Raw genomic sequence first — 24,918 nt, forward strand, 5'->3', positions numbered from 1 at the left:
GGACGTCGTCCTACACCATCACGGACACCGTCCCCCGGATGCCGAACAGCGACTTCCCGTAGATCTCGGCGGCCACTTCGGGGTTGAGGACGGCGTGTCGGCTCCCGGTCTCGATGTCGCGCCAGATGCGCTGCAGCGGGTTGGACTCACCGAAGCTCGAAGCCCCCTGGGCCGAGCACACGATGCGGACCGCCTCCCGCGCGTGGACCGCCGCCACTCCCGCGTCCATCCGCATCCGCGCCCGGGCGTCGTAGCCGGGGAACACCCCGGCCCGCGCCGCCTCGTCGATGTCGGCGGCCGCGCGGTAGGCGTGCAGTCGGGCGGAGTCGGCGAGCGACGCCGCCTTCGCGGTGGCGAGTTGGACGGTGGGTGCCTCGGCCTGGGAGGTGTAGCTCGTCAGGGTCAGCGCTCGCCGCGGGGCCCGCTCCAGCAGGAGATCGACAGCGGCCGCGGCCAGCCCGAGCTGGGGTCCGGTCAACACGAGCGCGGCGGTCGGCACGAACGGCCCCCGGTAGAGCGCCTCGTCGGTGAAGGGTGTGGCGTAGCGGCCCTCGACGGCGTCGGGGACGGAGAGGAAGCGGTGTGCGGGCACGAAGAGGTCCTCGCCGACGAGCGTGTTCGACGCGGTCCCGCGCATGCCCGCCACGAACCAGGTGTCCTCGACGGTCAGCTCCGACATCGGGGCGAGCACGATGCCGACGGCGTCCGACGTGCCCTCGGCGTCCGGCCGGGTGACCCCGAGGACCGCCCAGTCGGCGTGGGCGCACCCGGACGCCGGGGCCCAGCGCCCGGTCACCCGGTACCCGCCCTCGACCACGCGCGCGGTACCCGAGGGGGTCACGACACCGGCGACTCGGGCGTGCGGGGCGTGGGCCCAGACGTCGTCCTGGGCCCGGGTGGGGAAGAGCCCGACGAACCACGCGTTGGCGTTGAGCAGTGAGGTCACCCAGGCGGTGGAGCCGCAGCCGCGCCCGACCTCGCCGCTGACCTCAAGCAGGGTGCGGCAGTCGGTCTGCAGACCGCCGTAACGGGCGGGCCGCATCAGCGAGAGCAGACCGGCCTCGGCCAGGGCGGCGATGTTCTCGGCGGGCACTCCGCGCTCGCGGTCGGTCCGATCGGCGTTGCCGGAGAGCAGCGGCCGCAGTGCGGCGGCGCGCTCGACGAGGTCGGCCCGCAGCGTGCGCGCGGCGTCGGTGGTGCGGGGAACGTCCGTAGTGGTGTTCATCGTCGTCATTTCGGTGTCAGGGATCATGCGGGGTACGGGTCAGCTCGCGGCGGCGAGCGGGGCGTGGGTGCCGAAGATCCGGCGCGCGTAGATCAGCGGGGGCGTGGAGGTCGACTCGGCCTCCTCGAGGCACACCACGAGCAGAACGTGGTCACCGCCGTCCACATGGCGTTCGACGCGTCCCGCCGTCCAGCCGGCGGATTCGGGCAGGTAGGGGAGTCCGGCGCGGACGGTCCAGGTGACGCCGTCGAACTTCGAGCCCCGGCCCTGGCGTCGGCGGGCGAACGTCGAGGCCAGCTCCCGCTGGTGGGCGCCGAGGATGTTCACCCCCACCCGGTCACCCGGCCGCAGGTGGGCCAGCAGCCCCGAGGCGCGGTCAAGGGCGAAGCTCACCAGCGGAGGGTCCAGCGAGAGCGAGGCGAAGCTCGACACGGTGCTGCCGTGCGGTCGCCCGTCGGCGGTCGTCGCCGTCACCACGGTGACCGGGGCACACACCCCGCTCATCAGCTCGGTAAAGGTCGCTCGGTCGATCATCGTGGGCCTCCCGGTGGGCTGGAATCCGTCTGTCGGGATGCGCGGCCCGGTACGTCACCGCGTCCGACATCACGAAGTCAACTCCGGCCGCGGGACGGCCGCTTGGTCCGCCGGCTCAGGATTCCGGTCTCCCGTTGGTCTGCCGGGCCGGTCCGCGACCGGTCCATGGGGCTCACCGGTCGGCGTCGCGGGGCAGGAGCACCGCGTCCCCCAGCTCCTCGGCGAGTGCCAGGGCGGTGTGGAGGGCGAAGCGGCGGTCGTCGAGGCCGTGCCCCAGCACCTCCTGGGCCCGCTTCACGCGGTAGGTCACGGTCCCCCTGGCCACGTGCAGGCGCCGGGCGACATCCACGAGGCTGCGCTCGGCGCCGAGGTAGTGGTACAGCGTGGTCCGCAGTGCCTCCATCGGCGCGCTGCGGGCGGCGAGCCCGCCGAGTTCACGTCGTACGAAGTCACCGGCCGCGTCGAGATCGGTGGCCAACAGCGCGATGGCGGCGACGTCGGCGTACGTCGTCGCGTACCTCGGAGCCCGCCCGGCCTCGCGCCGCAGCCGTTCGACCCGCTCCCCGCGCCGGGCCTCGCGGTGAGAGCGGCGGAAGCCCGCGACGCCGGACCCCGGGGTGCCGAAGGCCGCGCGCATCCGCTGCCGGGACAGTGTCTCCCTGACGGTCTCCCATGAACCGGTCGGACGCGTCCCGCCCGTCCTGTCCGTCCTGCTCGTCCCGTCCGTCCCGCCCGCCCCGTCCGTCCCGCCCGTCCCGTCCGGAGGTACGGTGCCCCACGCCCACAACCGGTCCGAGGCCACGGGTATGACCAGCGTCGTGGTGGCGCCACGGGCCCGCAGCACCTCGATCGCCGCGGCCTGCAGCGTGGAGCCGCCCTTCGGCGAGTCCGACCACACCACCACCGCCTCGTGGGTCCGCCGCAGGTTGTAGCCGAGGACACGCGACGCCTCGCCGACGTCCGTCGCCGTGGCATCACTGAGCAGGGAACGCACGAGATCGGCCCGTGCCGCGGCCGCGCTGGTGCTCCACACCTCGTGCTCCACGAGGTAGGTGCGGATCATGGTGTCGGATAGCTCGTCGACGTAGCAGAACAGCTCGCGGGAGACCGCCGTGACCTCCTCGACCGCCTCCTCCGGGCCGACCAGTTCGGCACAGGCCCGCAGAAACGCCTCGGTCGTCGCCGCGTGCCCGACCCGGACGCCGTGCAACACCCGCTCGAGCGGTATGGCCCGGTGAACGAACTCGCGGATGCCCTCCAGGATCGCCTCACCGGCGGGCGGGGTGGCCGCCGGGCCCTCCGCGAGAGTGAACAGCGCCCGCAGGGTGGTCGTTTCATTGCCCCGGCGGAGCATCTCGACCGCGGCCGGACTGCCGCCGAGCACCGGCACCTCGCCGACGATCCGCCGCAGGACCACGGAATTCAGCTCGATCGCCCAGCGCACGGGGTCCGCGCCGACGCGCGCGACGGCGTCCTCGACGGTCGCGCGCGGGCTTGCCGCCCGGTCGAGATCGACCTCGCCCCGCGGGCCCAGCCGCGCGATCCAGGGCCGCCGCGGCGGCCGAACACTCTCGGTCACATTGCCATAATCGGTTCGACCCGAGGGGTTGATCAACTGGGGAGCGCCGAAGCCGCAGGCGCCCGCGGTCACCGCTGCGGTACAGCGGTCCGCCACCGCCGGTGATCCGGTCGGGGACGAACCGCCGCGCGGTCAGCTCGGGCCTGTTCAGATAGCCGTCGGCCACTCCGGCGCCGCCGACGTGGATCTCGCCGGCCACCCGGGCAGTCCGGTCAGGGCGCTGCGGCGGCCGGCACGTATGACCGTCGCGTCCGGCGCGGGGGAGGACGGCATCCGGGCCGGCAGGCCCGAGCACGATGGGACGATCTCCAACCCCCGTCCTCCCGCAGCGCCACGTCAGCCCGGATCGGGCGCGGCGGTGCGGAGCGGGAGCCGGATCCGGAAGACGGTGGCGCCCGGCCGGCTGGTCAGCGTGATCGTACCGCCGTGGGCCGCCACCACGGCCCGGACGATCGCCAGCCCCAGCCCGGTGCCGCCCGCCGCGCGGGACCGGCCGGGGTCCGCGCGTGCGAACCGCTCGAACACCTCGTCCTGGAGCCCGTCGGGCACCCCCGGGCCGTCGTCCGACACCGTCAGCTCCGCCCGGCCCGTACCGGCCGTGGCGAGCCCTACGGTGACCCGGGTGCCGGGCGGGGTGTGGGTGCGGGCGTTGGTCAGCAGGTTGCCCACCACCTGCTGGAGCCGGTGCTCGTCGCCCAGCACCGTCACCGGCACCTCGGCCAGCTCCAGCGTCCAGCGGTGGCCGGGCCCGGCGGCTCGTGCGTCGCCCGTCGCGTCCAGTACCAGCCGGGTCAGATCAACCGATCGGCGGGCCAGCGGCCGTCCCGCGTCGAGCCGGGCGAGCAGCAGCAGATCGTCCACCAGCGTGGACATCCGCTCCGACTCGGCCTGGATCCGCTCCAGCGCGTGCCGCACGTCATCCGGCACCGGGCCCGGATGGCGCAGCGCCAGCTCGGCGTGGCCGCGGACGGAGGCCACCGGTGTCCGCAGCTCATGGCTGGCGTCGGCGGCGAAGTGCCGCAGCCGCTCCTCGCTCGCCTGGCGGCGGGCGAGCGCGTCCCCGACATGGCCGAGCATGCGGTTGAGCGCGGTGCCCACCTGCCCCACCTCCGTGCGCGGATCGGTGTCCGGCACCGGCGGTGGCATGGCCACCTCACCGCTGGCCAGCGGCAGCTCGGCCACCCCGGCGGCGGTCGTGGTCACCCGCCGCAGCGGGCGCAGCGACAGCCGTACCCACAGTGCCCCGGCCACTCCGGTGACCAGCAGCGCGCTGCCGAACACCACGCTCTCCACGATCTCCAGCCGGTGCACGGTCTCCTCCACCGGACGCAGCGGCAGACCGGTGACCAGGACATCCCCGTCGTCCCCGTGGACGGCGACCACGCGGTAGCCGCCGAGCGCGGACAGATGCACGCTGTGGCCGTCGCCGTCCACCGGCAGCCCCGCCAGAACCCGCCGGTCGGCGCCGGTCAGCGGTACGGCGGCGTCCGTCTGGTCGCGTACCACCGCCGCGTCGGTCGTCGTACCGCGCAGCAGCCGGGCGCCGAAGGTGCGGTCCGACTGACCGCGGGTGTCGGGCGCGTTGTCGGCGTCGGGGTGCCGCTCACCGTGTTCCAGGCTGGCCGGGAACCGGCCCCCGGCCGCCGTCAGCTGCTGGTCCAGCCGGCGCACCAGAAACCCCTCCAGGGCGAACACCGTGGTCAGTCCCACCGCCAGACTCGCCACCGCCAGCAGCACCACCAGCCCCGCGGTCAGCCGGGCACGCAGCGTACGGGGCGGCCACCAGGACAGCCCCCTGGTGAGCGGCCGCCTCACGAAACCTCCGCCTTCAGCACGTAGCCGACCCCGCGCACCGTGTGGATCAGCGGCGCCCGCCCCGCGTCGATCTTCTTGCGCAGATAGCTGATGTACAGCTCGACCACATGGGCCTGGCCGCCGAAGTCGTAGCTCCACACCCGATCCAGGATCTGCGCCTTGGACAGCACCCGCCGGGGGTTGCGCATCAGGAACCGCAGCAACTCGAACTCGGTGCGGGACAGCTCCACGGCCACACCCCCGCGGGTCACCTCACGCGCCTGCTCGTCCATCACCAGGTCCGCGACCACCAGCCGGTCGTCCCCCGGCTCCCGTGCCATCCCGGCCCGGCGCAGCAGCCCGCGCAGCCGGGCCAGCACCTCCTCCAGGCTGAACGGCTTGGTCACATAGTCGTCGCCACCCGCGGTGATGCCCGCGATCCGGTCCTCCACCGAGTCCCGCGCGGTCAGGAACAGCACACACACATCCGGCAGCTCCGCCCGCACCGCGCGCAGCACCGCGAGCCCGTCGGTGTCCGGCAGCATCCAGTCGAGCACCACCGCGTCCGGGCGGAACGCCCGCGCGGTGTCCAGCGCGGACCCCCCGTCGGCGGCGGTACGGACCTCCCAGCCCTCGTAGCGCAGCGCACCCGACAGCACCTCGGTCAGATCGGGTTCGTCGTCGACGACGAGGACGCGGACCCGGGCGCCGTCGGGCCGCAGCAGAAAACGGCCGGTGGTGTGCGTATCCATGATGCATCCAGCATCCCTCGTGGCGTGCCGTGCCCAGGCGCCCCCTTCCTCTGAGTTTCCTCTGAATCCGGAAACGTCCGCCTTGTTCATAGGGTCCTCAGAGCTTCGCCGATGACGCTGGCCGGGCACATCGCCCGAGAGGACTCCCATGACCAGCACGACGCCACCGGCCCCGGCCATGACCCGCCCGTCCCGGTCGGCACCGCGCCCGCCCAGCCCCGTACCGGTGCTCGTACACCTGGTGATCTGGGGCGGGGCCGCCGCCGTCCTGGCGCTGTGGTGGAGCGACACCCCCTCGGTCGTCGGCGCCGCCGGCTGGCTGACCGGCGCGGGGCGGATCACCGGTCTGCTCGCCGGTTACGCCTGCGCGATCCTGTTGCTGCTGATGGCGCGCGTACCGCTGCTGGACCGGGCCATCGGCACCGACCGGCTGGCCCGCTGGCACGCGATGGGCGGCCGCTACGTGATCTCGCTGGCCTGCGCCCATGTCCTGCTGATCATCTGGGGATACGCGCTGGAATCGCGTACCGGCGTGGTGGACCAGACCACCACCCTGGTCCTCCACTACCCGGACCTGCTCAAGGGGACGATCGGCTTCTCGCTGTTCCTCGTCACCGCGATCGTCTCCGTGCGCGCCGTCCGCCGTCGCATCCCCTACGAGACCTGGCACCTTCTGCACTTCGGGACCTATCTCGCGGTCTTCCTGGCCTTCTGGCACCAGCTCTCCGACGGGGCCGACTTCACCGGAAACCGACCCGCCCAGCTCGCCTGGTACACCCTCTACATCGCGGTGGCGGCGCTGCTGGCCTGGTACCGGTTCGCCGTCCCGGTGCGCCGGGCGCTGCGCCACCGGCTGTACGTCGCCGAGGTCCGGCCCGAGGCTCCGGGCGTCGTATCGGTGTACCTGTCGGGCAGCAGGCTGGCGGAGCTGCGCGCGGAGCCGGGCCAGTTCTTCCGGTGGCGGTTCCTGACCCGGGGCATGTGGTGGGCCGCCAATCCCTACTCCCTGTCGGCCGCTCCGCACCCGGAGTACTTGCGGATCACCGTCAAGGCGTCCGGCGGCCACAGCGCGGCCCTCGCCCATCTCCGGCCCGGCACCCGGGTACTCGCCGAAGGCCCGTACGGCGCCTTCACCGCACGCCGCCGCCGCACCCGCAAGACCCTCCTGCTGGGCGGCGGCGTCGGGATCACCCCGCTGCGGACCCTCTTCGAGACACTGCCCGGCGAGGTGGTCCTCGTCTACCGGGCCCGGCGCCCCGAGGACCTGGCCCTGCGCGGCGAACTCGACGCGCTCGCCGCCGCGCGCGGGGCGGCCGTCCATTACGTCGTGGACGAGCCCGCCGCCTACTCCTCCCCGCTGACCGCCGAGGCATTGCGCGGTCTGGTGCCCGATCTCGCCGAACGAGACGTCTACCTGTGCGGCCCACCGGGCATGACGGAGGCCGCGCTGTGCGCCCTGCGCGAGGCGGGGGTACCGCGCCGCCGTGTCCACCACGAGTCGTTCGCGTTCTGAGTCCGATCCGCGCCGCGTCCGAAGGAGACCCACCGTGCGCAAGGCCACCGTGACCACCGTCTCGACCGTGGCAGGTGTGATCCTGCTGCTGTCGCTCAAACCCCACCAGAACCCGGCCCCGGACATGACGGCAGCGCCACCCCCCTCCGGGACACCGGAAGCGCCGGCGTCCCCCGCGCCGACCGGGCAGAAGCCCTCAAGCGCGCCGACCGGGCAGAAGCGCTCGAACGCGCCCACCGGGCAGAAGCCCTCGAACGTCGGCGCCTCCGGCACGTACACCGGCAGCGTGATCAATACCTCGTACGGACCGGTCCAGGTGTCCGTCACCCTCTCGAACGGCAGGATCACCGCCGTCAAGGCGCTCCGGACCCCGTTCGACCGCCCCCGCTCCCAGCAGATCGCCGCGGACGCCGTGCCCCGGCTCACCCAGGAGGCGCTGAGTGCCCAGAGCGCCCACATCGACGCCGTTTCCGGCGCCACCTACACCAGCGAGGGATACACCCGGTCCCTGCAGAGCGCACTGGACAAGGCCGGTGTCTGAGGCATCCGCCCCCGCGCGCGGAACGCGCCACGTCGAGCACGCCATGGGCACGGTGTTCTCCTTCGACCTCCGCGACCCGGCCACCCCGCCCGTCCGCCGGGCCCTGAAGGAGGCCGTGGCCTGGCTGCACCACGTGGACGAGGTCTTCTCGACCTACCGTCCGGACAGCGCGATCAGCCGCCTGGGCCGTGGCGAGCCGGTCCCGGAGCGGTGCGCGGCGGAGGTGGCCGAGGTGTTCGCGCTGTGCGAGGAGGTGGCGCACACCACCGGCGGCTGGTTCACCCACGCCCCCGGTGGCCGGCTCGACCCGTCCGGCTTGGTCAAGGGCTGGGCGGTCGAACGGGCGTCGCGGCTGCTGTACGAGGCAGGGGCTCACAACACCTGCGTCAACGGCGGCGGGGACATCCAGCTGCGCGGCGAGGCCGCCCCCGGCACACCCTGGCGGATCGGCATCGCGCATCCCGCCCGCCCCGGGGCGCTGGCCGCCGTGGTCACCGGACGTGATCTGGCCGTCGCCACCTCGGGGACGGCCGAGCGCGGCGCGCACGTGGTGGACCCGCACACCGGTCGGCCCGCCACCGCCCTGGCCTCTCTCACGCTGACCGGCCACAGCCTCACCCGGACCGACGCCTACGCCACGGCCGCGTTCGCCATGGGCGCCGCGGCCCGTGAGTGGGTCGAGGCGCTGGACGGCCATGAGGGGCTGGGGATCACCGCGGCGGGCGAGATCTGGCGCACGCCCCGCTTTCCCGGGGCCACCTGGGCAGAGCGGTGAGGCCGTGCGGCCACCCGGCCGACGGCCGGTTCAGCCATGGACCGGGCCGGGCGCCGAGCGGGCGCCGGGCGGCCGGGCGGGGAAGAGCCGTCTCTGCCCGCGCATGACGATGTGCCCCAGGCCGGAGAGCACACCGGCTATCGCGAGGTCGGCCGGTGGCAGTGGCTCCGTGCCCAGGAGGACGCGCAGGGGTGGGAGATAGACGCCCGCCGCTTGCAGGGCCAGGGCCGTACCCACGGCGAGCAGCAGGAACGGGTTGGCGAGGCTGCCCGGTCGGGCCCGGGAGCCCAGCGCGACGCCGAGCTGGGTGGCGCCCAGGATCAGGAACATCATGGACTGCCAGGGGCGGCCCGTCTCGCGCGCCCAGACTCCGGCGGCCAGAGTGACAGCGGCGACAAAGACCCCAATGGCCAGGGTCCGCGGCCAGAGTCCGGCGCCCAGGACACTCTCCTCGGGCGGGCGCGGTGGGTGGCGCATCACCCCCGGCTCCACGGGTTCGGCTCCGAGCGCCACACCGGGGAGGCCGTGGGTGAGCAGGTTGATCCACAGGATCTGGGCGGGGAGCAGCGGCAGGGGCATGCCGAGGAACGGGCCGAGGAGCATGACCAGGATCTCCGCCGTTCCTCCGGCGAGGGCGTAGAGCAGGAACCGGCGCACGTTGGCGTAGTCACGGCGGCCTTCCTCGACGGCGGCCACGACGGTGGCCAGGTTGTCGTCGGCGAGCACGAGGTCGGCCGCCTGGCGGGCCACCTCGGTGCCGCGCTGTCCCATGGCCACGCCGATGTCCGCGCGGCGCAGCGCGGGACCGTCGTTGACGCCGTCGCCGGTCATCGCCACCACATGGCCCGCCGCGCGCCACGCCTGGACGATGTCCAGCTTCTGGTCGGGCGTGGTCCGGGCGTAGACCCGCGAGGCGGTCAGCGGGCCCGCGGTGCCCTGACGGATGCGTTCGCCCGTGGTGACCTCGTCCTCCCGGGCATCGATGCCCGCACGCGCGGCCACCGCCCGTGCGGTGAGAGGGTGGTCGCCGGTGATGAGGACCGGGGTGATACCGGCCTCTTCACACGCTGTGATGGTGGCCCGGGAGGTATCGCGCGGCGGGTCGAGGATGCCGATCAGGCCGAGCAGCGAAAGCCCCGATTCCCAGGCGCCCGGACTCCGGAGTCGTGTCTCGTCGTGGTCGGCCCAGGCGAGGGCGAGGACCCGGTATCCGTCGCGGGCCAGGGACTCGGCCCGGCCGGCGGCACGGGTCCGGGCGTCCGGGGGATCGGTGAGGACCGGCGGCCGGAGCATGACCTCGGGGGCTCCCTTGCACACGACCCGCAATCCGCCGCCGGGCGCGCGGTGCACCGTCGTCATGCGCTTGCGTGCGCTGTCGAACGGGATCTCGTCGACCCGCGGCAGTTCGCGTTCCAGCGCGGCCCGGTCCAGGCCGAACCTGGCCCCCGCCGCGAGCAGGGCCGCCTCGGTGGGGTCGCCCATCGCACGCCACCGTCCGTCGCCGTCCGGGGGAGGCTCCAGCGCGGCGTCGTTGCACAGCATCGAGGCGCGGAGCAGCGCCGCCAGGTCCGGGGCGTCGCTCACGGTCACCAGGTGGCCGTCGCGTACGACGCGGCCTTCGGGCCCGTAACCGATGCCGCTGACGGTGGCCTCGCCCCGTGGCGTCCACAGCCGCTCCGCGGCCATCCGGCCCTCAGTCAGGGTGCCGGTCTTGTCGGTGGCGAGCACCGTGACCGAGCCCAGGGTCTCCACCGCGGGCAGCCGCCGGACGATGGCGTGTCGCTCGGCCATCCGCCGTGCCCCGAGGGCCAGGGCGAGAGTGACCACGGCGGGCAGGGACTCGGGTACGGCCGCGACGGCGAGGCTGATCGCGGCCACGACCATCAGCTCGACCGGCTGCCCGCGGACCAGCCCCAAGGCGAGCACCACGGCGCACAGCGCGACGGTGACGGCCGCCAGCACCCTGCCGAACCGAGCCAGTCGGCGCTGCAGCGGGGTCAGTCCGGGCGCGGTTCCCATCAGCGCGGCGATCCGGCCGAGCGCGCTGTCCGGGCCGGTGCCGGTGACCTGGACCCGTCCGCGGCCGCGGACGGCCACCGTGCCCGCCGACACCGTGGACGGCGGCCGGTCCGCCCCGGCCGTCTTCTCCACCGGGACGGATTCGCCCGTCAGCGCCGACTCGTCGACCAGGAGCAGGGCCGCGTCGACGACCTCACCGTCGGCCGGCACGATGTCCCCCTCGCCCAGCAGGACCAGGTCTCCCGGTACGACGTCGGCGGCCGGTACGGAACACTCCGCGCCGTCGCGTACCACCCGGGCGGTGGGTGCGCTGAGGGCCGTCAGGGCGGCCACCGCCCGTTCCGCCCGTACCTCCTGGAAGACTCCGGCCACGGTGTTCACGGTGATGACGAGCAGGATCACCGAGGCGTCCGGCAGGTCTCTTGTGGTCAGGGTCAGCACGGCGGCCACGAGCAACACCACGATCAGTGGGTCGCGCAACTGCTGCAGCACACGGCGCCACACCGGAGTGGGCCGCTCCCGGGCGACGACATTGGCCCCGTACTCCGCCAGCCGCCGCGCCGCCTCCTCCCGCGACAGGCCCGCGGCGAAGGGCTCGGCGGGGCGAGGGGACGGCATGTCTTCATCGTGTGGCCGATGTTCCCGGATCGCATCCGGCGCCCCGGGACCGGCGACGGGGCCCGAATCGAAGCCGGTCACCTCCGCCATCGGAACCGATCGGTCCAAGCCAGGAAGCGGGGCGGTGTGTCCGTGCTCACGGGGTACCCCACACGCGGACGAGTCGACCGCAGGAAAGGCGGTGGGGACGATGGCGCTCCCGCTGGTCGTGGGTGTCGATGGATCGGAGTCCAGCCTGCAGGCCGTGGACTGGGCCGTGGACGAGGCGGCACGCCATGAACTGCCCTTGCACCTGGTCAATGCCTCCCGATGGGAACGGTACGAGGGACACCTGCCCTCGTTCGGCACCGACCGTTCCACCGGGGATGTGGCGGCCGAGAACATCGTCGCCGCCTGCGCGGAACGTGCGACGTTGCGCAACCCCGGCGTGAAGGTGTCCGCCGAGGCCCTGGCCGAGGACACCGTGATGGCGCTGCTGGAGCAGAGCCGTGAGGCGTTCGCCGTGGTCACGGGGTCCCGTGGCAGGGGCGCGATCGCGGGGACGCTGCTGGGGTCGGTCAGCCTGGCGGTGGCGGCGCGTGCCGTCTCCCCGGTGGCCGTGGTCCGGGGCGGGGAGAGGAACCGCGCGGGTGCCCTCCGGCGCGTGGTCCTCGCGGTCGGCGACCTGGTGGAGGGATCGGCGGCCGTCCGGTTCGCCTTCCGCGAGGCGCGGGCGCGGGAGGCCGCACTGCACGTCGTACGCTCCTGGCGGCGACCCGCGCACCCCCACGCGGGCCAGTCGCCGCTGGAGCGTGAGACGAGCGACCTGATCTACGAGGAGCAGGCGGCGGGCGTCCTCAGCGAGGTGCTGGACCAGGTCGAGCGCGAGCACGACGACATCACGGTCCATCGCGAAGTCGTCGAAGGACCGGCGCACCGGGTCCTGCTGGACGTGTCGGAGCAGGCCGATCTGCTGGTCGTCGGCGCTCTCCGCAGTCGTGATCACACCGGGTTGCAGCTCGGCCGGGTCAGCCACGCCGTACTCCACCGCTCCGCATGCCCGGTCGTGATCGTGCCGCAGCAGGTGTGAGCGGGCACGACGCGGGCGGACTCAGGCCCGCCACCGCCGGGCGGCGCGCAGCCGCCGCAGGTAGGGATCGTGCGCATGGCGTGGCAGGACGCGCAACCGGACGTCCAGGGCGACGACTCCGTCGGGCCGGGCCACCACCGGATTGAGGTCGGTCTCGGCGAGCTGAGGCAGGTCACAGGCCATCCGGGACAGCCTCAGCAGCAACTGTTCCAGCCCCTCCAGATCCACCGGCCCGCCACCCCGGTAGCCGAAGAGCAATGGGGCACAGCGCGGGGCGGTGAGGAGGCTGTGCACATCGCGGTCGGTGAGCGGGGCGAGCCTGGCGGCGTGGTCGGCGAGGAGTTCGGTGGTGGTGCCGCCGAGGCCGAAGAGCACCAGGGGGCCGAACACCTCGTCCTGCACGACCCCCGCGAACAACTCCACGCCTCGGCGCGCCATGGGCTGGAGGAACGCACCGGCCATCCGGTCCCCGAAGCGTTCCCGCAGGTCCCGGTAGGCGTGGCGCACCTGGTCCGGTCCCTCCAGGTCGAGCCGCAGCGCTCCCAGGTCACTCTTGTGCACCAGTCCGGGCCAGTACGCCTTGACGGCCACCCGGCCGCGTTCGTCCCCTGCCAGTTGCCGTGCGGCGGCCACGGCGGTGTCCTCGTCCTCGGCCCAGGCCCAGGGCAGCTGGGGGATCCGGTAGCGGTCGAGCAGGGCCGCGCAGCCACGGGGGTCGGGCCATCCCCCGTCGGGGTGACGAGTGAGGAAGTCCGCCACGATGGCCGTGGCACCCGTGGGATCGATGCCCGACAGCGGTGGCACGCTGCCCGGCGGTTCGGCGCGCCATCGCGCGTAGCGGGCGGCATGGGCCAGTGCACGCGCCGCCGACTGAGGCTCGGAGTAGGCGGGGATGGGACGGTCGTCGGCGCTCGGGAGGAGCCGTACGGGGGCCTCCTGGTCGAGGAGGACCGCGGCCACCGGCCGGGGGCGGCGGCCCGGTGCGCCGGTGAGGGCCAGCAGCGGGTCGTCCCGCGTTCCGGTGGCCAGGGCGGTGGGCACGAGGACCACCAGCACGGCGTCCACGGTTCCGTATGCCGCCAGCCGGTCCACACAAGAACGCATCCTGTCGGCGGTGACGGCGGCCGTAGTGTCCACAGGATTGCCGGTGGCGGCACCGGGCGGCAGGGCCGCCCGCAGTTCACCGGCCGGACCGGGGGCCAGCGCGGGGACGGTGAGTCCCGCGTCGGCGCAGGCATCGGCGGCGAGTACACCCGCGCCTCCCGCGTTGCTCACCACCGCGACCCGGCTGCCCGCGGGCAGCGGCTGGGCGTGCAACAGGGCCGTGATGTCGACCAGTTCGGCGATGCTCCGGGTGGCGATGATGCCCGCCTGGGTGAACAGGGCACGGCGGGTCATGGTGGGCGTGGCCGCGGCGGCGGTGTGCGAGGCGGCGGCGCGCCGTCCGGCCTCCGAGCGGCCCGCGTCCACGGTGAGCACGGGCATGGTGCGGGCGACGCGGCGCGCGGTGCGGGAGAAGGCCCGTGGATTGCCGAAGGACTCCAGGTGGAGCACGGCGAGCCGGGTGCGCGGGTCCGCCTCCCACCACTGGAGCATGTCGTTGCCGCTGACGTCGTACTTGTCGCCCAGCGACACGAAGCCGGACACGCCGACGCCGAGTCGGCCGAACCGCTCGAGCAGGGCGATGCCGACCCCTCCGGACTGCACGGCGACCCCCGCGCACCCCGGCAGCGGGGGATGCGCGGCGAACGTGGCGTTCAGCCGCGCCTCGTCGGCCGTCTCGGCGATCCCCAGGCAGTTGGGGCCCACCAGCCGCATCCCGTGGCGTCGGCAGCAGGTGAACAGCGCCTCCGCCTGGGCGGTGTCGAGCCCCGCCGTCAGGACGACCAGCGCCCGCACACCCGCCCTACCGCACTCCCCGGCGACGTCGGCCACGGCGGGCGCCGGTACGGCGAGCACGACGAGATCCGGTACGCGGGGGAGGTCCGCCACGGAGGGGAACGCCGGTGTCCCCTCGATGACCCGGGCGTGCGGGTTGACCGCGTACAGCGCCCCGGTGAAGCCCCCCGACCGCAGATTGCCCAGCACGGCCCGCCCGACCGATCCGGGCCGCCGGCCCGCCCCCGCGACGGCCACCGAGCGTGGCCTCAGCAGTGGCCGAAGGCTGGCCACGTCGGCGATCCGGCCCCGTCGGTCCACCGCCGCCAGATAGTGCTCGTCCTCCTCCAGGTGCACGGTGCAGTGGACGTCGGTTCCGTCGAAGTGGCGGGAGGTGCGCAGCCCCAGATCGGCGAAGACCTTCAGGACCTCGTGGTTCTCGGCGAGCGCTTCGGCGGTGAAGCCGGAGATGCCCGCCTCCCGGGCCGAGTGGACCAGGTGTTCCAGCAGCAGTGTGCCGATGCCCTGCCTGTGGCGGCCCTCGGCGACGGCCAGGGCGATGTCGGCGGACACCGGTCCGCCGGAGGCCACGGGCAGCGTGGTGTACTCGGCCACCCCGACCACCCGGCCGTCCGCCAGCGCGAGGAGCGCACGGTAACCGGCGTGTCCCGGCGCGCAGATGCGTTCCGCCGCCTCCTGCGCGTAGCGCGGGTTGACGGCGAAGAACCGCAGCCGCATGGCCTCGGGAGACATCTCCTGATGCATGCGCAGGACCTCGTCCCGGTCCCGTGGTCGCGCGGGGCGTATCTCGACGGTGGAGCCGTCGGCGAGCAGGGCGTGGACGCTGTCGGGGCGGGATGTGGTGTCCGTCATCGGTGCCCTCTTCCGCCGGCCGGGTCCGCGTCGGGGGCCGGTCCGCGGTGCGGTGCCCGGAGCGAGGCCGCGTGATCGGGCACGAAGGCCTGCAGGTGCTTGGGCGGCCGCTGGTAGCCGGTGGACGCGGGGCGGGGCGGCAGACGCAGTTCCGGCAGCCTGACGTCGCCGTACGGAACGGTCGACAGCAGATGGGCGATCATGTTGATCCGGGCGGCGCGCTTGTCGTCGCTCTCGACGACGTTCCACGGGGCCTCGGGGATGTCGGTGTACGCGAACATCTCGTCCTTGGCGCGGGAGTACGCCTCCCAGCGGGTGATGGATTCAAGGTCCATCGCGGAGATCTTCCAGCGTCGCGTGGGATCGCCCAGGCGCTGCCGGAACCGCCGTTCCTGTTCGGCGTCGCTCACCGAGAACCAGTACTTGCGCAGCAGGATCCCGTCCTCGACCAGCATCCGCTCGAAGACCGGGCACTGATGGAGGAAGCGCCGGTGCTCCTCCTCGGTGCAGAACCCCATGACGCGTTCGACACCGGCCCGGTTGTACCAGCTCCGGTCGAAGAGCACGATCTCCCCCGCGGCGGGAAGCTGCTCGACATAGCGCTGGAAGTACCACTGGGTGCGTTCGCGGTCCGTGGGCACGGGCAGGGCGACGGTGCGTACGACACGCGGGTTGAGCGGGGCGGTGACCCGTTTGATCGCGCCGCCCTTCCCGGCCGCGTCCCGTCCCTCGAAGACCACCACGACGCGCCGCCCCTCGGCGCGCACCCAGTCCTGGAGCTTGACCAGTTCGATCTGCAGACGGCGCAGTTCCCGCTCGTACGGGGCACGCGGCAGCCGTACCGGTTCCCTCTCGTCCGGCGGTGTGCGGCGCGCCATGGGTTCTCCCTTCCGGGCCTGCCGAGCCACGCGACATCAGGGGTCGGTGGCCGAGGACGGCCGCGTCCCGTCATTCGTGGGGGACGACGGCGACCGGGCAGCTCGCGTGGTGCACCGCCGCCTGCACCACGGGGCCCAGGCGGGGCCCCAGCGCGGGCGGGTGTTTCCGCCGTCCGACCATCAGCAGGTCGCTGCCGGCGGCGGCCTCCACGACGGCCTGGGCCGGGCTCTCCAGCCGGACCTCGTCGACGACCCGCACCCGGGGGAACCTCTCCCGCCATGGCCGCAGTACCTCGTCCAGCTCCCGCCGCGCCGGCTCCGCGGTGTCCCGGGACACGTCGGCTTCCGTGTCCCGGGTGGCGTGGGCGCGGTCGGGTCTGCGTCCGTGGACGGCGTGCAGCGGCACACCGCGCGTGAACGCGGTGACGTAGGCGAACTCCAGGAGGTTGTCCTGCGGGCCGTGCAGGCTCAGGCCCACGACCACGCGCCCCGGGTGTTCTCGCGCTCCCTGCCCCGTGCGCATCAGCACCACCGGCCGCTCCGCCCGGGCGATGGTGTGCAACCCGATGTCACCGAGGAAGAAGCTGGCCACCCGGTCCAGCCCCCGCGATCCGAGCACCAGCAGGCGGGAGTGCGCCGCCGCGTCGAGCAGGGCCGTCTCGGCCTCGTCGGCCACCAGGTCCTCGATGATGGTGAGCTTCGGATGGTCACGGGCCAGCTCGGTGTGCGCGTCGTGCACGATCCGCTTCGACCAGTAGTTCTGGTCGTCGGCCGCCGGGCTGTCGGGCGTGGGCGGGGCCAGCAGGATCCACGCGTGTGTCAGACGCAGCGCCAGCTCACGCCGCTCCGCCTCGTCGGCGGCCCAGTGCGCGGCGGCCAGGCTTTCGGGCGAGCCGTCGAGGCCCACGGTGACCACTTGTTCCATGGCGGTGCCTCCCGCCGGGTTTCTGGGATTTCCCGGGTTTCACGCGGCCAGGGCCGAGCCGCCGGTGTCATCGGTGTCGTAGGCGATGTGTTCGGTGACCGAGACGACCCCGTCCACGCCCCGGCAGAGCCGCACGATGACCGGGACCAGGCTTCTGGCCTCGACCGATCCGTCCAGCGTGACCTCGCCCGCGGTGACGTCGACCGTCATGGCCGAGGGCGCGAGCCGCAGGGTCCGCCGCAGCAGATCCCTTTCGATCTCGTCGCGGATGGCGTCGTCGTGGCGCAGGAAGACCCGCAGCAGATCGACACGGCTGATGATGCCGAGCAGCCTGCCGGTCTCGTCCACCACGGGCAGCCGCTTGACGTTCCGGTCCGACATCACCCGGGCCGTCTCGACGACCGTCCACTCCGGACGCGCGCACACGGCGGGCGCCGACATCAGTTCCTCCGCTCTCGCCCCTTCCGCCTTCGCGCGCTCCCATGCCTCCAGGTGCGGGACCGGCAGGAGACCGGAGGGGTCCGCCTGGCCGGAGGACTTGCGCAGCAGATCGCCCTCGGACACCACGCCGATCGGGCGTCCCGAACCGTCCACGACCGGCACGGCGGTGACATCGTGCTCCGCGAGCAGTGCCACGAGTTCCTTGAACGGCATGTCGCGGTCCGCCTGGACCGCCGGGCGCGTCATGAGGTCTCCGACCGTTCTGTGGTGCATGTTCCGACTCCTCTCCCGGACTGGCGCTGGGTCGGCCGGTGTTCCCTTGCGGAGCCTCGCTTCCTTGTCGGCCCCGGTTCCGTTACCGAGCCTGCCAGCTCGTCCCCGCCACCGGATGAGCCTCATGGCTCCCCCTGGCGGCCACCTGGCCCAGAACGGGGCCGTCCGACCCCACGATCCAGGGCTTTCCGTCCCCGGGACACCGTTCACCTGCGGTGACACAGTGGATATGAGGCAGAAAGGCGGGATGTCGATGCGTGCTCATGTCGGCGACCAACTGATTGTCGAAAGCCCCACCACCGGTGCCACCAGACGCGATGGTGAGATCGTCGGAATCCACCATGACGACGGGACACCTCCCTATGACGTGCGGTGGTCGGACACCGACCAGGTCACCCTTGTGTTCCCCGGTCCCGACGCACACATTCAGCCCATCGGCCACGAGCCCGAGGGGCAGCGGGAGGCGACCGGGCAGCGCGCGTCCGCGGCGACACACCGCGGTACCCGATCGCTCTCCGAAGCGGTGGTCATGTCCATGGTGCGGGACGCCACGGCCGCCCCGTCGATGCACAACGCCCAGCCCTGGCGGTTCCAGTACTTCCGGCGCAGGCGTGTCTTCCATCTGCGGGCCGATCTCCGGGGCGCTCTGCCGCACTCCGACCCCGAGCACCGCGCGCTGCACATCGGCTGCGGCGCCGCCCTGATGAACCTGCGGGTCGCGGTGGCGCACGAGGGCTGGGAGGCGCAGACCCGGCCGCTGCCCGACCCCGGCGACCCGATGCTGCTGGCGTCGGTGACCCTGACCGGCCCGCTCGGCGACGAGGCCGATCCGGCCGAGTTGTACCCGGCCGTACGCACCCGGCACACCAGCCGGTACCCCTTCGCCGAGACCGAGATCCCCGCCTCCGTGCGGAGCGCCCTCGTCGACGCCGCACACCGGGAGGACGTCGCGCTGTCCTTCGTCTCCGGCTGGCATCTCCAGTCCGTCCTGGACCTGGCGCTGGAGGCCGAGGCCCGTAACCTCACCGACGCCGGTGCCGCCGCGGACCTGGCCCGCTTCACCCGCCGGGCGGACGACACCCGGCCGGGCACCGAAGGGGTCCCGGAGTCCGCCTTCGGGCCCCGCCGCCGGGTCGGCAGGGCTCCCATGCGTGACTTCGCGGGTGGCGAGACCGTCCCCGGCCGTCCGACCGCCGACTTCGAGACCTTGCCCCAACTGGTGTTGCTGAGCACCTCGCGCGACCGTCCCGTGGACTGGCTGCACACCGGCCAGGCGGTGGAGCGCGTTCTGCTGCGGGCCACGCTGGAGGGGTTGTCCGCCTCGTTCGTCACGCAGGCCCTGGAATGGCAGGACCTGCGCTGGCCGCTGCGCGACCCGATGTCGGGCATGGCCTACGTACAGATGGTGCTGCGACTCGGGTACGGCCCTCCGGGCACGCGGACCCCCAGGCGGCCGGTCGACGACGTGCTGGACATCGAGCCGTAGCTCCGCCGGGCCCGTCCATGCGGAATCGCGCTCAGGCAGTGCGCTCCGCCTCGTCCCGTCCGACGCCCCGGAAGTGGCATTCCACGTCCACGACCCCCTCCACGGCCCGGGCGAGGCGCGCGACCACGGGGATCAGCGTGGTGTCGCGAAGCTGCCCGCCGAGCGTGACGACTCCCTCCCGCACCCGGACATGGACGCTGGTGCCCGGGAGGAGACACGTCGCCACCGTGCGATGCACCTCTTCCTCGATGTCCCGGTCCGAACGGAGGAAGACCTTCAGCAGATCGCCCCGGCTGACGATTCCGAGCAGCTTGCCCTCGGTGTCGACCACGGGAAGCCGTTTGACCCTTCTGACGGCCATGATCCGGGCCGCCTCGGCAAGCGTGGCGTCCGGGTGCACGGTCACCGCCGGGGAGCTCATCAGCTCCTCCGCCGTCAGCGCCCCCGCCTTCGCGAGGTCGGGGAGGCGCCGCAGCTGCTGGAAGCGGTCCGGATCGCTGTCCCGGAACTCCTCCTTGGGCAGCAGATCCGCCTCGGAGACGACACCGATGACACGACCCTCACCCTCCAGCACCGGCATGGCGCTCACCTGCCACTGGCCCAGCGTCTGCACCAGTTCCTTGAACGACGCGTCACGCCCGACGGCGACCACCGTCCGGGTCATCACATCGCTCACCGTGTGGAAAGTCTCGGACACGGGAGTTCCTCCCTCCCGCCGCACGGCGTTCCGGCGGCTCTTGCCCTTCCAGTGTCCGGCCCGCCGGCGTCCCCCGGCCACCTGAGCACTGCGCGGTTCAGCAGATCCGGGGCAGTTGCTCGCCGAGCGGCAGATCCACGATCCGGGTCCCGCCGAGTCCGGTACGGGCCACGACCGTGCCGGGGTGCTCGGCCACGCACACGCCGATCACGGCCGCCTCGCGTCCCCTCGGGTGCGCACGCATCGCGTCCAGGACCGCGTCGGCGTGGGCGCTGGGCACGAAGGCCACCAGGCGGCCCTCATTGGCCACGTACATCGGGTCCAGGCCGAGGAGAGCACATGCGGTGGCGACCGCTTCCGGGACGGGCACCGCCGCCTCGTCCAGGACGACGCCGGTGTCGGAGGCCGTCGCGATCTCGTTGAGCGCGGCGGCCAGACCGCCCCTCGTGGGGTCGCGCAGGACGTGGATCCCGGGGGTGACGGCGAGCATCGCCCGGACCAGTCCGGCCAGGGGCGCGGTGTCACTGACCACCTCGGTGCCGAAGGCCAGCCCTTCGCGGACGCTGAGGATGGCGATGCCGTGCTGTCCGATCGGCCCGCTGACGATCACCACGTCGCCGGGCCGGGCACGCTGTGGACGGATGTCCACCCCCGCGGGGATCAGCCCGATCCCCGCCGTGTTCACGTACACCCCGTCGCCGTGGCCGGAGTCGACCACCTTGGTGTCGCCGGTGACCACGGTGACGTCCGCCGCTCGGGCGGCCGCGCCGAGCTCCTGGGCGACCCGCCCGACGGTGCTCAGCTCCGTTCCCTCCTCCAGGATGAACGCGCAGGACAGATACGCGGGAACGGCGCCGCTCATGGCCAGGTCGTTGACGGTGCCGTTGACCGCCAGGTCCCCGATGCTCCCGCCGGGGAAGAACAGCGGGCGGACCACGTAGGAGTCGGTCGAGAAGGCCAGCCGGGCACCGCCGAGCGTGACGGCGGCCGAGTCGGTGAGCCCTCCCAGCGTCTCGCCACCGTAGGCCGGGAGGAAGAGGTGCCGGGTGAGCTCCGCGGAAAGCGCCCCACCACCACCGTGGCCCATCACGACCACCGGGTGGTCGCGCAGCGGCATCGGGCAGGACCACCCGGTGGTGCCGGCGGTGATGTCAGTCAACGGAAGCCGTCTCCTCCGTGCGGGGCGTGGCCAGACGCCGGTACAGGTAGTAGGCGGCGCACGCGCCCTCGCTGGAGACCATGGTCGCGCCGAGCGGTGCGCGCGGGGTGCAGGCGGTGCCGAAGGCCGCGCATTCATGGGGTTTGACCAGCCCCTGGAGCACCTCTCCGCTGCGGCACACCGCGGGCTCGACGGTGGCCACGCCGGTGACCTCGAACCGGTGCTCGGCGTCGTAGTCCCGGTACGCGTCCGAGAGCCGCCAGCCGCTGTCCGGAATGGTGCCGATGCCGCGCCAGGCGCGATCGGTGGTGGTGAACACCTCTCGCAGCACGCTGAGGGCGACCGGGTTGCCCTGCGGGCGCACGGCGCGCGGGTAGGCGTTCTCGACGCGGTGTTCGCCCCGTTCGAGTTGGCGGACCGCTCGTCGGATGCCTTCCAGGATGTCCAGCGGTTCGAACCCGGTGACCACGATGGGCACCTTGTGGGTGTCGGCGAGGGCGGGGTACTCGAGGGTGCCCATCACGCTGCACACGTGCCCGGCGGCGAGGAACGCCTGGACGCGGCAGTCCGGGGATCGCACGATCGCCTCGATGGCGGGTGGCACCCGGACATGTGAGACCAGCAGGCTGAAGTTCCGCACCCCGAGCCGTCTGGCCTGGTGGGCCACCATGGCGATGGCGGGCGCGGTGGTCTCGAAGCCGACGCCGAAGAACACCACCTGCTGATCCGGGGCTTGCTGGGCGATCCGCAGCGCGTCCAGCGGTGAGTAGACGACACGGACGTCACCGCCGTCGCTCTTGACCCGGAACAGGTCGCGGTCGCTTCCCGGCACCCGGAGCATGTCGCCGAACGAGCAGAAGACCACGCCCGGACGGGCGGCGATCTCCAGCGCCTTGTCGATCATCTCCAGCGGGGTGACGCAGACCGGACAGCCCGGCCCATGGATCAACTCGATGCTCTCGGGCAGCAGTTGGTCGATGCCGTGCCGGATGATCGAGTGCGTCTGACCGCCACAGACCTCCATCATCGACCAGGGCCGGGTGACCGTCCCGGCGATGTCGTCCAGGAGCCGTCGGGCCAGGGCGGGGTCCTGGAACTCGTCGATGTATTTCACCGGTTCTCCTCCTCGGGCGCGCGTTCCGCCTCGGCCGCCGCACGCGCCCAGGCATCGCCGAACTCCTCGTCCAGTGCCCCGATCCGCTCGAAGAGCCGGAGGGTGGCCAGGGCGGACTCCTCGTCGAGCCGCTGGATCGCGAAGCCGACATGGACGATCGCGTACTCACCGACCTCGATCTCCGGCAGATAGGCGAGGCAGACGTCCTTGACCACCCCGCCGAAATCGACCCGCGCCATCGGCGTACCATCCCGTTTTTCGATGCCGACCACGCGGCCGGGTACCGCCAGGCACATGTGCTCCTCCTCGGTTCCTCATGTCTCGGCGACACGGCCGGCGACGACCGCCTGTCCCAGAGCCAGGCCGCCGTCGCCGGGCGGGACCACCGTGTGCCCGAGGACGGTGAATCCGTCCTCGGCCAGCCCGGCGGCGCACATCCCGTCCAGGAGGGCGTTGGCGAACACCCCGCCGGTGAGGACGACCGTCCGCACGCCCGTGCTCCGATGCGCCTTCCGGCAGGCCGTGCGGACCGCACCGGCGACCGCCAGATGGAAACGGGCGGCGATCAGCGGGACCGCCGCACCCGCGCGGAGATCGGCCACGATCGCCGCCAGCAGCGGGGCGGGATCCTCGAGCGCGAAGGGGTAGCCGTCCCGCACCCCGTCGGCGGTCACGGCCGCGGCCTCCAGTTCCACGGCGGCCTGAGCCTCGTACCCCGCCCGGTGACAGACCCCCACCAGCGAGGACACGGCGTCGAACAGCCGCCCCATACTGGACGTCGGCACACACGCGATGCCGCGTGCCAACTGGGCCTCCAGCAGACGGAGTTCCCCGGGCGGGCAGGCGGCGGCACACGGCAGGTCGGGCGACCAGGCGAGGCCGGCCGCGCGCAGATGTGCCAGCGCCATCCGATACGGGTTGCGCACCGCCGCGTCACCGCCCGGCAGGGGTACGTACGCCAGATGCGCCAGACGGCGGTAGCCCGCGTAGTCGGCCAGCAGCACCTCGCCGCCCCATACGGCGCCGTCGTCGCCGTAGCCGGTGCCGTCGAAGGCGACACCGAGCACCGGCTCGTCCAGCCCGTGTTCCACCATCGCGGAGGCGATGTGGGCGTGGTGGTGCTGGACCAGGGCCGGCGGCCGGCCGTCACGCCGTGCCCATCGCGCGGACCGGTAGCCGGGGTGGCGGTCGGCGGCGACGCGGACCGGCTCGACGCGGGTGAGCGCCCGCAGATGGCTCTCGGCACGCTCGAAGGCGCGCTGGGCGGACAGGCTGTCCATGTCCCCGACGTGGGCGGACAGCCAGGCGGCGTCGCCCTCCGCCAGGCACAGGGTGTTCTTGAGGTCACCACCGACCGCGAGGACCGGACGGACGGCCACCGGAAGGCGGACGCGCGCCGGGGCGAAGCCGCGCGAGCGGCGGATCGGCAGGGGCGAACCGTCCGCGCGGACCCGGACCACCGAGTCGTCACAGGCCACCACGATGGGCCGGTCATGCCAGAGCCAGGCGTCGGCCAGCCCGTCCAGGCGGAGCATCGCCTCCCGGTCGTCGGTCACCAGCGGCTCCCCGGAGAGGTTTCCGCTGGTCACCACCAGGACGTCGGGGCCCGGTGGGTCGTCCGGAAGGCCGAACAGGAGCCGGTGCAACGGGGTGTAGGGCAGCATCACCCCGATGTCCGGGCTCCCCGGGCACACCTGCGGTGCGAGCGGAGTCGGGGATCGGCGGCGCAGCAGCACGATGGGGCGGGGCCGCCCGGTGAGGGCGCGGCGCTCCGCCGGGCCGAGGTGGCCGAGCCGGGCGGCGGTGTCGGCGTCGGGGGTCATGACGGCGAACGGCTTGTCGCCACGACCCTTGCGGCGGCGCAGTGCGTCCACGGCCCTCGGGGTGGTGGCGTCGCAGACCAGGTGGTAGCCGCCGAGGCCCTTGACCGCCAGGATCGCCCCGGCTGCCAGCATCCGCCGGGCCTCGGCCAACGCGGCCCCGCCCTCCCGGCGTACGGCGCCGGTGAGCCTCAGCCGTGGCCCGCAGGCCCAGCAGGCGATGGGCTGGGCGTGGAACCGCCGGTTCGACGGGTCCGTGTATTCCGCCGCGCAGTCCGGGCACATCGGGAAGGCCGCCATGGTGGTCGTGGCCCGGTCGTACGGCATGGCGGTGGTGACGGTGAAGCGTGGGCCGCAGTCGGTACAGGTGAGGAACGGGTGCCGGTGGCGGCGGTCGGCCGGGTCGGTCAGCTCGGTCAGGCAGGCGTCGCAGGTGGCGACGTCGGGCGGGACCACGGTTCGGCCGTGGCCCGTCGTGGAGCGCACGATCGCGAAACCGGTGCCGCCGGTCGGGCACAGCTCGGAGGCGGTCACCGAGGCGATGTCCGCCAGCGGGGGAGCGTCCGCCGTCAGCCGGTGGCAGAAGGCGGCCACCGCCCCGGGGCCGCCCTCGATCTCGATCCGCGCCCCGGCCGGTCCGTTGGCCACCTGACCGGACAGGCCCAGTTCGGTGGCCAGGGCATGGACGAAGGGCCGGAAGCCGACCCCCTGCACCACGCCACCGACCGCCACCAGGCGGCGGACCGGCCGTTGCGAGCCCTCGGTGTCCGGCTCCACCGGGGCGGAGCCGGACACCGAGGGCTGTTTCATGGACATGGCGCTTCCGTCCGGAGTGGTCGAGCCTGCGCGAGGTGCCGGCCGTGCCATGAACGCCGTCCGGCCAGGCCGCTCGTCATGTTAGGAACGGGTCCGGCCACCGTGGGAGACCACGCCCGCGCGGCGGCCCAACGCCCTC

At 73.3% G+C, this 24,918-nt stretch carries 20 protein-coding genes; 5 read left to right on the forward strand and 15 right to left on the reverse strand.

Features of this window, described 5'->3' with window-relative positions; genetic code table 11:
* Positions 1 to 10 precede the first annotated feature (10 nt).
* From NP777_RS05170 to NP777_RS05195, 5 genes are all read right to left on the reverse strand, one after another.
* The gene (locus tag NP777_RS05170) at positions 11 to 1,225 is read right to left on the reverse strand and encodes an acyl-CoA dehydrogenase family protein (protein WP_256648842.1); all 1,215 of its coding nucleotides are present in this window, start codon (positions 1,223 to 1,225) and stop codon (positions 11 to 13) included.
* A gap of 39 nt (positions 1,226 to 1,264) precedes the next feature.
* Positions 1,265 to 1,759, reverse strand: coding sequence for a flavin reductase family protein (locus NP777_RS05175; RefSeq protein WP_256648843.1), 495 nt, complete (start codon positions 1,757 to 1,759; stop codon positions 1,265 to 1,267).
* Positions 1,760 to 1,931: 172 nt separating this feature from the next.
* A complete protein-coding gene (locus NP777_RS05180; protein ID WP_256648844.1) occupies positions 1,932 to 3,338 on the reverse strand; it encodes a PucR family transcriptional regulator in 1,407 nt (468 codons plus the stop codon).
* Positions 3,339 to 3,674: 336 nt separating this feature from the next.
* On the reverse strand, positions 3,675 to 5,153 hold the full coding sequence (locus NP777_RS05190) for a sensor histidine kinase (RefSeq protein WP_256648845.1): 1,479 nt from the start codon (positions 5,151 to 5,153) through the stop codon (positions 3,675 to 3,677).
* Positions 5,150 to 5,884, reverse strand: coding sequence for a response regulator transcription factor (locus NP777_RS05195; RefSeq protein WP_256648846.1), 735 nt, complete (start codon positions 5,882 to 5,884; stop codon positions 5,150 to 5,152). Before NP777_RS05195 ends, NP777_RS05190 begins: the two co-directional genes overlap by 4 nt.
* A 148-nt stretch (positions 5,885 to 6,032) precedes the next feature.
* Here NP777_RS05195 and NP777_RS05200 point away from each other — a divergent pair, with 148 nt between their 5' ends.
* Genes NP777_RS05200 through NP777_RS05210 form a run of 3 tightly spaced genes read left to right on the forward strand, consistent with a single transcriptional unit; the run spans position 6,033 to position 8,713 of the window.
* The gene (locus NP777_RS05200) at positions 6,033 to 7,397 is read left to right on the forward strand and encodes a ferredoxin reductase family protein (RefSeq protein WP_391858456.1); all 1,365 of its coding nucleotides are present in this window, start codon (positions 6,033 to 6,035) and stop codon (positions 7,395 to 7,397) included.
* A 34-nt stretch (positions 7,398 to 7,431) separates the two neighbouring features.
* Positions 7,432 to 7,938 (forward strand): FMN-binding protein, encoded by a 507-nt coding sequence (locus NP777_RS05205; RefSeq protein WP_256648847.1) that lies wholly within the window; start codon positions 7,432 to 7,434, stop codon positions 7,936 to 7,938.
* A gap of 43 nt (positions 7,939 to 7,981) precedes the next feature.
* The gene (locus tag NP777_RS05210) at positions 7,982 to 8,713 is read left to right on the forward strand and encodes an FAD:protein FMN transferase (RefSeq protein WP_256649088.1); all 732 of its coding nucleotides are present in this window, start codon (positions 7,982 to 7,984) and stop codon (positions 8,711 to 8,713) included.
* Positions 8,714 to 8,743: 30 nt separating this feature from the next.
* Here the strand turns inward: NP777_RS05210 and NP777_RS05215 are convergent, their stop codons facing one another.
* Entirely contained in the window at positions 8,744 to 11,350 is a 2,607-nt protein-coding gene (locus tag NP777_RS05215; RefSeq protein ID WP_256648848.1) for a cation-translocating P-type ATPase, read from the reverse strand.
* 190 nt (positions 11,351 to 11,540) lie between these two features.
* On the opposite strand from NP777_RS05215, the gene NP777_RS05220 reads away from it, so the two are divergent.
* Positions 11,541 to 12,419 carry a universal stress protein gene (locus NP777_RS05220; protein WP_256648849.1) on the forward strand — a complete coding sequence of 293 codons (879 nt, stop codon included), beginning with the start codon at positions 11,541 to 11,543 and terminating at the stop codon, positions 12,417 to 12,419.
* Between the two features lie 21 nt (positions 12,420 to 12,440).
* Here the strand turns inward: NP777_RS05220 and NP777_RS05225 are convergent, their stop codons facing one another.
* The 4 genes from NP777_RS05225 to NP777_RS05240 all read right to left on the reverse strand — a co-directional run bounded on the left by NP777_RS05225 (position 12,441) and on the right by NP777_RS05240 (position 17,687).
* Positions 12,441 to 15,170 (reverse strand): bifunctional acetate--CoA ligase family protein/GNAT family N-acetyltransferase, encoded by a 2,730-nt coding sequence (locus NP777_RS05225; protein ID WP_256648850.1) that lies wholly within the window; start codon positions 15,168 to 15,170, stop codon positions 12,441 to 12,443.
* Positions 15,167 to 16,048: a polyphosphate kinase 2 gene (ppk2, locus tag NP777_RS05230; protein WP_256648851.1), complete on the reverse strand. Its 882-nt coding sequence runs from the start codon at positions 16,046 to 16,048 to the stop codon at positions 15,167 to 15,169. Before ppk2 ends, NP777_RS05225 begins: the two co-directional genes overlap by 4 nt.
* Before the next feature lie 70 nt (positions 16,049 to 16,118).
* The gene (locus tag NP777_RS05235) at positions 16,119 to 16,973 is read right to left on the reverse strand and encodes a universal stress protein (protein ID WP_256648852.1); all 855 of its coding nucleotides are present in this window, start codon (positions 16,971 to 16,973) and stop codon (positions 16,119 to 16,121) included.
* Between the two features lie 39 nt (positions 16,974 to 17,012).
* Positions 17,013 to 17,687 carry a CBS domain-containing protein gene (locus NP777_RS05240; protein WP_256648853.1) on the reverse strand — a complete coding sequence of 225 codons (675 nt, stop codon included), beginning with the start codon at positions 17,685 to 17,687 and terminating at the stop codon, positions 17,013 to 17,015.
* A gap of 253 nt (positions 17,688 to 17,940) precedes the next feature.
* Between NP777_RS05240 and NP777_RS05250 the strand changes: the two genes are divergently transcribed.
* Positions 17,941 to 19,173 carry an Acg family FMN-binding oxidoreductase gene (locus NP777_RS05250; protein WP_308405015.1) on the forward strand — a complete coding sequence of 411 codons (1,233 nt, stop codon included), beginning with the start codon at positions 17,941 to 17,943 and terminating at the stop codon, positions 19,171 to 19,173.
* A 31-nt stretch (positions 19,174 to 19,204) separates the two neighbouring features.
* On the opposite strand, the gene NP777_RS05255 is transcribed toward NP777_RS05250, so the two are convergent.
* From NP777_RS05255 to hypF, 5 genes are all read right to left on the reverse strand, one after another.
* Positions 19,205 to 19,870 carry a CBS domain-containing protein gene (locus NP777_RS05255; protein ID WP_256648854.1) on the reverse strand — a complete coding sequence of 222 codons (666 nt, stop codon included), beginning with the start codon at positions 19,868 to 19,870 and terminating at the stop codon, positions 19,205 to 19,207.
* A 97-nt stretch (positions 19,871 to 19,967) separates the two neighbouring features.
* A complete protein-coding gene (gene hypE, locus NP777_RS05260; protein WP_256649090.1) occupies positions 19,968 to 20,987 on the reverse strand; it encodes a hydrogenase expression/formation protein HypE in 1,020 nt (339 codons plus the stop codon).
* Positions 20,988 to 21,021: 34 nt separating this feature from the next.
* Positions 21,022 to 22,143, reverse strand: a complete 1,122-nt coding sequence (gene hypD / locus NP777_RS05265) for a hydrogenase formation protein HypD (protein WP_256648855.1) — start codon at positions 22,141 to 22,143, stop codon at positions 21,022 to 21,024.
* Positions 22,140 to 22,439, reverse strand: a complete 300-nt coding sequence (locus NP777_RS05270) for a HypC/HybG/HupF family hydrogenase formation chaperone (protein WP_256648856.1) — start codon at positions 22,437 to 22,439, stop codon at positions 22,140 to 22,142. Before NP777_RS05270 ends, hypD begins: the two co-directional genes overlap by 4 nt.
* Positions 22,440 to 22,457: 18 nt before the next feature.
* On the reverse strand, positions 22,458 to 24,779 hold the full coding sequence (gene hypF, locus NP777_RS05275) for a carbamoyltransferase HypF (protein ID WP_256648857.1): 2,322 nt from the start codon (positions 24,777 to 24,779) through the stop codon (positions 22,458 to 22,460).
* Positions 24,780 to 24,918: the final 139 nt, after the last annotated feature.

The sequence above is a fragment of the Streptomyces rugosispiralis genome, from assembly GCF_024505145.1.
Taxonomy (GTDB): domain Bacteria; phylum Actinomycetota; class Actinomycetes; order Streptomycetales; family Streptomycetaceae; genus Streptomyces; species Streptomyces rugosispiralis.

What these genes read in the sequence shown, in the direction of transcription:
- NP777_RS05195 (WP_256648846.1), bottom strand. Translation starts at nt 5,884, where the DNA reads ATGGATACGCACACCACCGGCCGTTTTCTGCTGCGGCCCGACGGCGCC.
- NP777_RS05240 (WP_256648853.1), bottom strand. Translation starts at nt 17,687, where the DNA reads ATGCACCACAGAACGGTCGGAGACCTCATGACGCGCCCGGCGGTCCAG.
- hypE (WP_256649090.1), bottom strand. Translation starts at nt 20,987, where the DNA reads ATGCCGCTGCGCGACCACCCGGTGGTCGTGATGGGCCACGGTGGTGGT.
- NP777_RS05270 (WP_256648856.1), bottom strand. Translation starts at nt 22,439, where the DNA reads ATGTGCCTGGCGGTACCCGGCCGCGTGGTCGGCATCGAAAAACGGGAT.
- hypF (WP_256648857.1), bottom strand. Translation starts at nt 24,779, where the DNA reads ATGTCCATGAAACAGCCCTCGGTGTCCGGCTCCGCCCCGGTGGAGCCG.
- NP777_RS05220 (WP_256648849.1), top strand. Translation starts at nt 11,541, where the DNA reads ATGGCGCTCCCGCTGGTCGTGGGTGTCGATGGATCGGAGTCCAGCCTG.
- NP777_RS05210 (WP_256649088.1), top strand. Translation starts at nt 7,982, where the DNA reads ATGGGCACGGTGTTCTCCTTCGACCTCCGCGACCCGGCCACCCCGCCC.
- NP777_RS05200 (WP_391858456.1), top strand. Translation starts at nt 6,033, where the DNA reads ATGACCAGCACGACGCCACCGGCCCCGGCCATGACCCGCCCGTCCCGG.
- NP777_RS05225 (WP_256648850.1), bottom strand. Translation starts at nt 15,170, where the DNA reads ATGACGGACACCACATCCCGCCCCGACAGCGTCCACGCCCTGCTCGCC.
- NP777_RS05235 (WP_256648852.1), bottom strand. Translation starts at nt 16,973, where the DNA reads ATGGAACAAGTGGTCACCGTGGGCCTCGACGGCTCGCCCGAAAGCCTG.
- ppk2 (WP_256648851.1), bottom strand. Translation starts at nt 16,048, where the DNA reads ATGGCGCGCCGCACACCGCCGGACGAGAGGGAACCGGTACGGCTGCCG.
- NP777_RS05175 (WP_256648843.1), bottom strand. Translation starts at nt 1,759, where the DNA reads ATGATCGACCGAGCGACCTTTACCGAGCTGATGAGCGGGGTGTGTGCC.
- NP777_RS05215 (WP_256648848.1), bottom strand. Translation starts at nt 11,350, where the DNA reads ATGCCGTCCCCTCGCCCCGCCGAGCCCTTCGCCGCGGGCCTGTCGCGG.
- NP777_RS05250 (WP_308405015.1), top strand. Translation starts at nt 17,941, where the DNA reads ATGCGTGCTCATGTCGGCGACCAACTGATTGTCGAAAGCCCCACCACC.
- NP777_RS05170 (WP_256648842.1), bottom strand. Translation starts at nt 1,225, where the DNA reads ATGAACACCACTACGGACGTTCCCCGCACCACCGACGCCGCGCGCACG.